The organism is Prevotella sp. TCVGH (assembly GCF_023522295.1).
Classification (GTDB): domain Bacteria; phylum Bacteroidota; class Bacteroidia; order Bacteroidales; family Bacteroidaceae; genus Prevotella; species Prevotella timonensis.
The window spans coordinates 1-1,997 of record NZ_QFFX01000130.1 but is presented as its reverse complement, the minus strand read 5'-3'; the positions used below and the strand labels follow the sequence as shown (position 1 = coordinate 1,997).

Annotated in this window: 3 protein-coding genes; all 3 read right to left on the bottom strand. The window is 47.1% G+C overall.

Annotation, left to right across the window (positions count from 1 at the left end):
- Positions 1-216, bottom strand: a 216-nt coding sequence (locus DEM91_RS12410) for a DUF1896 family protein (RefSeq protein ID WP_249859112.1), incomplete at its 3' end; no start/stop codon positions are given.
- 8 nt (positions 217-224) lie between these two features.
- Positions 225-1,544, bottom strand: a complete 1,320-nt coding sequence (locus DEM91_RS12405) for a site-specific integrase (protein WP_249859111.1) — start codon at positions 1,542-1,544, stop codon at positions 225-227.
- Between the two features lie 13 nt (positions 1,545-1,557).
- A partial coding sequence (locus tag DEM91_RS12400) for a site-specific integrase (RefSeq protein WP_249859110.1) occupies positions 1,558-1,997 on the bottom strand: 440 nt, incomplete at its 5' end.

Below are 1,997 nucleotides of genomic sequence, written 5' to 3'. Positions count from 1 at the left end.
GAAATGCAGTCCACTGAAAAGCACTTCACTTGCTATTCTTTCTGCTTCTAAATGATTAAAACCTTGCGCCACGGCATTGCAGTAAGCAGTGAGAGCCATGTCTGCTCGTGTGGTGATAAACTCCGTATCTTGCAACTTCTCAGGGAGATGCTCACTCATGTAACTTCTTAATTTCAATCGAAAGTAAGAAAGTTCCAGCTTGTTGTTCTCTTTCATTTTTATTTTTATTTAGCGTTGATGTTCAATGATGGTTGCTTTGCGGTCAAAGGACAAGTTACTTGTCCTCCGCTTGGCTTTCTTGGTGGACAGACACGCAAAGCCTTTCGCAGTTCCCTTGTGGTATTGCCGCCCATGAGTGGCTGCATCTCACGGGCAATTTTACTCTTGCTGACCTTTGCGTAAAGTTCGGTGGTGGAAATGAAACGGTGTCCGAGCATCTTACTGACGGTTTCTATCGGCAAACCATTCTCCAAACAGATGGTCGTGGCAAAGGTGTGCCGTGCCGTATGCGAAGTGGCCTCGGTATGAGGTGGGAGGCCTGCCTTGATGATGATGTCCCTTATCTTGCGGTTGAAATGGCTATTCGTGGGGAACTCACGAAAGAGCAAACCCTCCTTTCGTCCGTCGCTGACAATGGTGAGTATCTCTTCGGCAATGGGCAATAAAGGAACAATGCTCCTATTCTGTGTCTTTGTGCGACAGAGCGATATGTACCTACGCCCATCCCCGAATGTATAAACATCGTCCATTCTGAGTTTCTTCAAGTCTGAGAATGCCAGCCCCGTGAAACAGCCCAAGAGGAAGATGAGCCTGCAATGGTTGTCCACCGAGCGGTGTGGGCGATATGAGAGAAGTTTGTGTAAATCGTCAGAAGTGAGGGCATTGCGCTCGTAGGTGGGCGTTTCAATGTCTATCTGCTCAAAAGGGTCTTCACGGATATATCGCTCTTGCAGTGCTTTTCGGATGACTTGATGCAGGTGGCGCAGACGATTGGAAACAGTGCTTTCCTTGTTTCCCAAGTCCCGTAGCATAAACAGGCGGTAATGTTCTATGAGGTCCTTGTCTGCCTCTTTGGGAAGACAGTCCCCGTTTCCCCTTGTTTTTAGAAAAAGTGCAAAATTCTTCCTACTGTCCCTGAAAGCCCTGACGGTAGCCTTTCCTATCGTCTTGCCCTGCAATGCCTCCTTGCTTTCACAGACGGATTGGTAAATCTCTATGAGTGTAGGGGTGGACTTGTTTTGGTGCTGGAACTGCTCTTTGAGGTATTCAGCCGTAATGTAGTTCTCTTCTCTTAACGTGAGTTCATAGAGTGCGTGAAGTCGTTCTTTTATTGAGTTCAGTTGCAGATTGACGGCATTCGCTCTGTTTGCCACCACTTTTATGCTCCCTTTCTTTGATTGCCAATCATCGGGAGAGGTGTACAAACCTGTTGAGAATGAAGAAGACGCACCATTGCAGGTGATACGGCAGCGTATAATACATTCATTCCTTTCGCTTGTTTTGCTTCTGTCTATATAGAATAGAATTGAAAATGTACTTTTCATTGTTCTTGGACTTTTAGTTGATTAAACGATATTGTGCGATGAGAGGGAGAATCTTCTCCACATCCCGAAAGACACGCTCCGGAGAAGTCTCTGCATACACCTGTGTGGTCTTTATTTGGCTGTGTCCGAGCATTTTCGATACGCTTTCGATGGACACGCCCTCTGAAAGCGTCATCTGCGATGCGAAGGTATGCCTTGCCATGTGATAAGTCAGCGTTTTCTGAATACCGCAAAGCCGTGCTATCTTTTTGAGGTGTATGTTCAACGTGTCACAGCCTGGTATGGGCAGCAGATACCCTTTTGGGGGTTCGTGGCGGAACGCCCTCGTATGAATGCCCCTGTACCGCTCAATGATGGCGGATGCTTCGGGTAATAGTGGAATGTGGCATACATTGCCCGTCTTCACTCTCGGCTTGCGTATCCAATCCATATCAGACTCGTGGATGATATGCT